3 protein-coding genes and 2 pseudogenes are annotated in these 7,913 nt (G+C 28.7%); 3 read left to right on the top strand and 2 right to left on the bottom strand.

Annotation, left to right across the window (positions count from 1 at the left end; translation table 11 throughout):
• Positions 1 to 192 (bottom strand): annotated as a pseudogene (locus FOT98_RS30745) (CPBP family intramembrane glutamate endopeptidase); the annotation flags it as partial.
• Positions 193 to 433: 241 nt separating this feature from the next.
• Between FOT98_RS30745 and FOT98_RS30740 the strand changes: the two are divergent.
• From FOT98_RS30740 to FOT98_RS30730, 3 genes and pseudogenes are all read left to right on the top strand, one after another.
• Positions 434 to 2,127 (top strand): annotated as a pseudogene (locus FOT98_RS30740) (helix-turn-helix domain-containing protein).
• A 39-nt stretch (positions 2,128 to 2,166) separates the two neighbouring features.
• Positions 2,167 to 3,012: a hypothetical protein gene (locus FOT98_RS30735; protein WP_000892295.1), complete on the top strand. Its 846-nt coding sequence runs from the start codon at positions 2,167 to 2,169 to the stop codon at positions 3,010 to 3,012.
• A 471-nt stretch (positions 3,013 to 3,483) separates the two neighbouring features.
• Positions 3,484 to 7,458, top strand: a complete 3,975-nt coding sequence (locus FOT98_RS30730) for an SIR2 family protein (RefSeq protein WP_001093518.1) — start codon at positions 3,484 to 3,486, stop codon at positions 7,456 to 7,458.
• A gap of 36 nt (positions 7,459 to 7,494) precedes the next feature.
• Here the strand turns inward: FOT98_RS30730 and FOT98_RS32665 are convergent, their stop codons facing one another.
• Entirely contained in the window at positions 7,495 to 7,647 is a 153-nt protein-coding gene (locus tag FOT98_RS32665; protein WP_000694591.1) for a hypothetical protein, read from the bottom strand.
• Positions 7,648 to 7,913 lie beyond the last annotated feature (266 nt).

The following is a 7,913-nucleotide window of genomic DNA, read 5'->3' as shown; positions in this document are numbered from 1 at the left end:
TTCATATACAGGTGCCGCAAATACTCCTACTAAAATCTGTATAATAGCGGGATCTTCCTTTATCGGATGTTGTTTTATCGGTGGCAAAAATAAATCTAATGGCATCACAAGTAAAAATGAACCCAATACAATAAGTAATACAAACCAAATTACAGGTAAAACAAACATAAATTTATTTAATCTTTTCAGCATATATCTTTCTCCTATTCCTCCCTATATCAATATAATTATATATTGAAATCATATTCATGCAATAAGTAACTTCAATTTGCAACAGGACATTAATTCTTCATTATTTTTTCGGTATCTAAACAATAGGAATCCTTATTGAATGCTCAATAAAAATATATTCTATCGAAACTCTAATTAGAATGGTATGAATGATTAGTATCAATTGATATAATTGTATTAGAAGCAATTAGGAGAATTATTAGTGGAAAAGTTAAACGTACTATTTCAAAACACTTTATATATAGCGTACCCTCTACTTACTGGTGTTGAGGGAAGTGAAAGAGTTTTAAATAAGTGGCAACAATTCTATCAAGATGTAGAAAGAGATCTACAGAGGATATACAACTCAACTTATTCGTCACAGACTTTCGAAAGACTAGTGAAATGGGTTTCTAAAAAGGAAGCTTTAGGATTATCGGCGATAGACATTCTTCCAAAATTAGATAATTATAAGGGAGAAATTTTTGAATGTCTAAAAGACGATTTATATATGGAATTTGGGATTAAATTGCCTGTTGTCGCAAAAGAATTACCTTTAGATACAGAGGCTAAGAGTGATTACATAGAGCGAAGTAATGTAGGGTTTATGTACCATTTATCAGACACTATTGCTAAGAATAAGTTTACAGATGACCAAGATAAGAATGTACGTATTGCTCAATTGCAGGATAAACAAAATAGTCTAGTGGTAGTATCATCACACAATGATGGTGATATGAATTACAAAGAGAAGAGTTAAAAAGATGGAATACACTGATTGATCCAACTTTTTTAACACGAGTAATGGATGATTTGACGGAGGACTGCCTCGATATTGTTACAGAACTATGGGTAAGGAGTGCGGAAAATGATAAGACTATTGTGCCTGTACATTATGAACGGATATTAGATATGTGTAATATGAAGCAAATCAAAAATGTTAAGGCTTATTATCGAAAAGAGGACAGATTAAAGATTATGGAGCGTTTAGCTGCTCTTGCTAGTATTTTTATTTATGTCAATGAAGATAATGAGATTGTAATTTTAAATGAAGAGGATCCCAATGAAACCTTAGCTTATAAAAAGCAAAGAATTAGAAGGCTATTTGTAATGGATGAAATTATTATTGCAAAAGACATTGATACGGGTAAAACATTAGGAATAGAGAGTATGAATGTTACTCCAGGGAGCTTTTTATCAAAATATCTCTATGGATCTGAAAAATTAACAGGCTTATTATCTAAGAAAGCACTTGAGTATAATAGCAAGCAACAAAGATATCACAAACGATTAACCAGATATCTAAGTTGGCGTTGGCGTATTCAACAATCATATCAACATCTAACACATTCATATAGTATTGGTGGCCCTAAAGGGTTATTGCAAGTAATGGAGATTAGTATGAATAGAAAACCAAGCCTCATAAGACAAGTTTTCGAAAAGACGTTAGATGATCTTATGAGGGACCAAGTTATTAAGGAATGGAAGTACTCTCCTGAGATTGATGAAGAGAAATGTAAGGGGAAAAACTGGTTTGAGAATTATTGGTTAAAATTAAAAGTAATTATTTCTCCTACAAATGAGCTTGTTAAATTACAACAAGAGTTGATTACTAAGAAAAGTAAGCAGCAGGCACCATTGGTCATTGAGATAGAAGAACAGCCACCAGTAATTGAAGAGAAGCCAATAAGTATACCAAATCAAGAAATACCTAATAGTATTGAGTTCTATATTGAAAAGATGAACACATATAAAGAGAAGAATAATAAAAGTATTCGTGAGTTAGCGAAAGAAATTGATATTTCTTATTCAACACTTTCAAGGATGTTATCCGGTAAAAGAAAACGATTAAATGATGACACAAAAAATAAACTGGATAAGTGGATAGAGAGACAAGAGGTAATGAACTTATTATAGAAAGCCTATAAAAGGGAAGGGATAAAAGGTGCAAAGAAAATGCTAGAAAATATAAAAGATATAGGAGTTAGCAATTGGATTGGTTTAGTCTCGATTGTGGTAGCGATTTTTATTGGTGTTAGATCAATAAAGATTGCTAAAGGGGCACTAGAACATAGTCAAAGGTCACTTATTGTTAATGAGAGCTATAAACCGATAATTAATGATATCAATAATTATCGTAATCTAAAACCATTTTCTACTCAACCTTTGGATTTTAGTGGGATAAAGGCAGTTAAAAACGGATATATATTTGATGCACTTGAGGAAGATTGGAAACAGAAAATAAATAAAATATTAGAAAAAGAAAATAATATAAATAAAATAAAAAAAAGCTTAGATGGAATAGCATCTAATTCTATATGTGAAGTCATTAATAAATATATAGAAAAAACGGATTACGAGGAAGAAGTAGGAAATATAGAATTTATGATGAAGGGTTCAAAACTTTACGATGTATTAATGAGCAATAATTTGTATTATCTACTAGTACATTCTCATGTAAAACCTGAAATTTATTGTGAGATTTTGGTTGAACATATTGAATATGATCCAGAGGCTGGTGAAATACCTGTTAAACGCTCAGAGTGTTTACTGCCTATTGAAAAAGCTTTTGAAAAATATATGAATATAGGGTTAGATCCTAATAATGAACTCCCCCAATTTGATATCGACAATGTAGAAGAACAAATAATGCGAGTTATTAACAATAACCCTAAACATATAGTGATGGAGAATGAGCGTACAGAACTTATTAAAATCTTTAATATATTACAAGATGAAATAAACGAGCGAATTAGAGAGTTGATTATTCCAGGTCATAAAAAGAAAAAACGAATATTATAAAACGTTCACTTGAAAAAATTTAGTATAAGAGAAGATGTTGGATTATAGTACAGAAAGGAGCTGGTTTCCGCTATGATACCAGCTCTTTTTGCTGAAAAATCATCTAGAAATGTAAGTACAAATATAAAGCAGAAGCAGAACGTAAACATGTAGATGTAGTATAGCAATTTAACTAAGGAGAAAATTGAAGATTAAATGTCTTGAGGATGATCTTTGAATTTAGATAATAAGAATATATTTTTGGGAGAGTTAAGATGAATTTAAAAAATTTAAAAGTAATAATTATATTACTTAATTAAGCAATAATTGGTAAGATTAATAAATTGCAAAGTGTATAAAGGAATGTACTTATGTAACAGCTTATTCATGTTTGAATTGTATAATTAGAAGATTTATTAGGCTTTATTTAAAGTTTAGTATCTTTAATTTTTTGTTAGTGTTTAAAATTAGTGAAGATTTGGGGGAATAAAAGTGAATACCAAAGTAAAGATTAAACTAGATAGTATTCAGGAAATTCCAGATATAAATAACTATCCGGAAATATTAGAAGCGGCAAAATTAGGGAATCTTATTATTTTTGTGGGGGCTGGGGTATCAAAATTAGTAGATTTACCACTGTGGAATCAATTTGCTCAAGATAGGCTCAACACTATATATTATGATGAAAACCTAATAGACTATCGAACTTATGAGGGGTTAAAAAAACTAGACGCAAAAAAATTATTAACAATTTGCGAGATTTTAATGAAAGAAAAACAAATCAAACCAAAACCAGCAGAACAGGTATTTGCGATACAAGATTATGAAAAGTATCAAAATGTATATTCTAAACTATATTCAATGAATGCCATTTATATAACTACAAATTATGATGAATGTTTAGATAGAATAGCTAAAGAAGTAGAAAACAGTAGAAAATTAGATGAAGATATAAATACCAATGTAAACAGTAAATCGTTACAAAGTGAATTAAGCCGAGAAATCGTATTTGAACGTTCAGACATATTAGAATCCAAGCTTAAAAATGGAAATGTAATTCACATACATGGCAGCATAAAACAAGAGAAAGATATGTTAGTTACTTTAAATCATTATTTAGAGTGTTATGGAGCGAATTCTGAAAATACATTTCCTGAGTTATCAGTTTTCTTAGATAAGGTATTTAATTCAAAGTATGTAGTTTTGTTTATGGGATATGGGTTAGAGGAGTATGAGATCTTAGAGTATATGCTATCTAAAAATACTAATCCTGAGTATAAGAAAAAACATTATATGCTATATCCAACTTATAAAGAAGATTATAAAATGGTTGAGCTACTTAATAAATACTATAATAACTTAGGGGTAGAGTTAATTTCTTTCGATATTAGTCGTAATGGTTTTTCACAATTAATTCCTATAATTCATGAGTGGGCAGATGTCTTAAGTGAAGTGAGTAAAGAGCAGGATTATATGCAAAACATTCAACTAATAAAGGATGTTATTAAGCGAGAAGAACAAAAAGCATTTAGAGCTGGAATAAGAGCTGTAATAGATTTAATTGAGAAGGACGAATCATTAGGAGACTATTTATTTGAAAATGTTGATGATGAAAGGTGGTTCGATTACCTGAAGGAAAAAGGATTTTTCAATCCAGAAAAAGTCCCAAGTCCGGAAAAGGAAGGGGATAACTATCAGGTAAGATACTGGTCTCAAACTGATTACTTAAAGAAGGTTGTACAACATGAAAGTAGAATAAATGACATTTTGCAGATAATTAATAAGATATCAAACTATGAAGATGAAAAAGGGGAATCTCTGGATAATTATCTTGTTTGGAGTGAATTTATTGAAATTTTAACTAATATTCCTAATGAGTATTTAGATTTGAAAGTGATTAATGTTATAGAAAAGTGGATGAATTCAAAATATGGTGAAGAACGTATTTCTTTTGAAGTCGGAAAAAAACTTTTACCTAAGTTCATAAATTCTAAAGAACCAAAAGACATAGAAATGGCTGAAAACATTATAATGTTATTACTAAAGTTAGATTGTGAACATAATCTAATAAAACTTAAAAGTTATCACTTTTATAATATATTTAATGAAAATATGGTTAATATAATTTCTAAGGTTTGCTCTGAAGAATTGTTAATATATATTAAAGAACAGATAAATAGGTTTCTTGGGGACTCAGAAAGTAATGTAGTGTTTACATGTGATGACAAACAATATGCAATTAAGGTATTTAATTTTGCAGAAAAGTATAGTATTAAGATTTTAGATGAAAGTAAATTTATTTATGAATTTGATTTAGAACAAGTGGAATTAGAAGAATTTGTTGAACGTGTTGCAAATTTTATTAGTAATAAATTTGAAGGGAAAAAAATAGAATCAGATTTAAAAAATAAAATTAGGTTTGTTTATTATGGTTTATATAACAAAGAGGTTTTTTATTCTCTTCATGATTCAAATGAAAAAGGCAATCAAGATGGTATAGAACTAATTCTTAATCTATTAAAAAGATTATTAGTTTCTAAAGAAGATAGTTTTATAGAAAAGTTTTTGAGTAATTTAATGAATGAAGAATATTTTTTATTCCAAAAAATCTTGTTATATGTAATAGGTAAAAATTCCCCAATGTATAATCGTATATTCTGGAATATATTATCTTGCGAAAAAGGGAAAATTATATTTCAAGAAGGTGCATTCGAAGATGAATTGAGGGTGGTTCTAGAGAAACTAGAAAATATAGAGTTGCACAATCAAGAGATACTAATGGATTATATTGAAAAAGGTCCAGATTTATACTGGGAAATTGAAAATGAAGAGAAATATAAAGAAATTTGGAAAATGAAAAGATTGAATACATTAAAAGAAATCCCATATTTTAATGAACAATATAGAAAGTTAAAAGCAAAGAATGATATAGATGTTAAAATGGGACCAATGATAAAAACAGAGAAGATAAAAATAGATTCCAAATCTGTATCCATAGATGAGGAACAACTTCTTAAGATGACAAATAATGAGTTGGCAGCATATATAAATGAATTTAAAGTAACTAATTTTTGGGAAGGTCCTACAACTAACGATTTAGGAAGAGTAATAAAAGAATTTACTAAAAAGCATCCAAATAAGATAGTAGAGAATTTACAACCTTTCATTAATACAAAATATGATTATATCTGTCAAATATTACTGGGGTTAATTGACTCGTGGAAAGAAAAAAAATCATTTGATTGGGGAAAAATCTTAGAATTTATTTTAAGTTATATAAATAGAATAGAATTTTGGAGTGACAATTATAAAATAGATGATGGAGTATATTATGCAGATTATAAATCTACTTTAAAGTGTATTTTTTCCCTATTAAGAGCGGGTTCAGAATATGGAGAATGGGCGTTTGAAAATAAACATTATCCTAAAGCTAAAGAAATTTTATTGTATATATTAAAAGAAATAAAAAGTGTAGAAGAAGTAGATTTAAATAATGACCCAATATCATATGTCTTAAATTCTGTTAAAGGACAAGGCCTGCAAGCGTTATTAAGTATGTCATTGTTTAATAAAGATGAGAAGAATATTTGGGATACCGAATTCAGAGAAATATATGCTGACTACTTAGATAATAAAATAGTAGATGCGTTTATATTATTAGGTTGGAAACTATCCCTATTTATTTCTTTAGAAAAAGATTGGACCATTAATAAGGTTGAAACAATAAATTTAGGGGATAAGTATTGGATATCTTTTATGACAGGATATACTCGTAGTGGACGTATTTCTAGTGATATTTATACATTAATGAAAGAACATTATAAATACGCTATTGATAATAATATCCAATTAAAACAAATAGCAAGGGATATTGCTACAGGTTATTTAGACAGCTGTTACACAGATAACGATTTATACGAGAAAGTTTTGGTCACATGGAATCATGAAATAATTGGTGAGTTTATAAGAATGTTTTGTTATCAAGTTGGGCGTCCTTTAGAAGACGATATTAGGAGGAAAATTATTGAATTTTGGGAGGCGTTCTATCAGCATTATAAGAGCTGTATACCAAAGGGAATAAGTAAAGAAGATACAATACTTCTATCAGACTCGTTGAATCTAATATCCGTATTAAATGATATTAGTAGAGAGAATTATCATATGTTAGACATCGCTATACCTTACGCAGAAGCTAATTTTAATGCTTATGAAATAATAGAAAGCCTATATAAGAGAATAGATTCTAGTGATACTATAGAAAAAAGATTAGTTATAGGCGAGTTAATGGATAATTTGATTAAGAGTTGTATACCTAAATATCCTAAAGAAATAATAGAAAAGCTCGTTGAATATCTTTATGAAGCCAAGGAAGAACGTTTAAATAAATTAGCGAATGAAATCTGTAATATTTACGCGAAAAATAGAGAGTATTTTTTAAATGATATATATACAAAATATAATGAGTAGAGTTAAAAAAAGAGCCCTATTATCTGGGCTCTTTTTTTATGCTATCCTAGAAAACTTTTCTTTTGCTAAAATACTAAAAAAGCACATTAATACACCAGATACAGCTGCTTTTTCATCAAAGAAAAGAGCTATAAAAAATAGAGAGAATATAAATAACATAGCTAAAGATCCTTTAAGTTTAATTTTCATAAATTGCATAGCCTCCTAAAAAATTTGTTACTAGCTGCCTAGTATTGCATATTATACTTATCGAGGCGTCGTATTTTAATAGCAAGTTAGCGCATATTTTCATATTTTTAAAAAAATCTTGATATAAAAATTCAAATTGTGTAATATATGGGTATATTGTTAGTTTATTTGATTCCGTTTATTCCCACACCTTTTTTGTGTTGTGGTTGAGTTGTAGAAGCAAGTTGCGTCTTGTTTCATTTGTGAAAGGGCTTCTTTGAGCCGAT

Origin of the sequence: Bacillus sp. HY001 (assembly GCF_007558965.1) — a bacterium.
In the GTDB taxonomy this organism is placed as follows: domain Bacteria; phylum Bacillota; class Bacilli; order Bacillales; family Bacillaceae_G; genus Bacillus_A; species Bacillus_A mobilis.
Note: the sequence above shows the minus strand (reverse complement) of the source record. Positions and strands in the feature narration are given on the sequence as shown.